The following is a 275-nucleotide window of genomic DNA, read 5'->3' as shown; positions in this document are numbered from 1 at the left end:
ATAGCTGGAGTGATAAATGCAGAAAGAGACTATCTCTATTTTGATGTTCACCAAAACACTCATTCTGATGTTGTTTACCTAATTAATAAATTTCAAAACTACTACGATACCAAGACAGTATCCCGAAATAGCAATGATCCCATTGATGTGGGGGAAGTTATCATTATTGTAACCAGACCAATAAAACTAACGATGTATGACGTATGGAGTGGAGGTGGAGGTATTGGTAGCGGAGGACACGATATGGGAGGCGGAAACGGAGATTTTTCCGACGG

The 275-nt window shown here is 40.0% G+C and carries 1 protein-coding gene; it reads left to right on the top strand.

Going from position 1 to position 275, the window contains the following annotated elements:
* On the top strand, nucleotides 1–275 hold a 275-nt coding region (locus tag SB679_RS24065; RefSeq protein ID WP_410704759.1), incomplete at both ends, for a hypothetical protein.

Origin of the sequence: Chryseobacterium sp. SIMBA_029 (genome assembly GCF_046535275.1) — a bacterium.
Lineage (GTDB): Bacteria > Bacteroidota > Bacteroidia > Flavobacteriales > Weeksellaceae > Chryseobacterium.
Note: the sequence above shows the minus strand (reverse complement) of the source record. Positions and strands in the feature narration are given on the sequence as shown.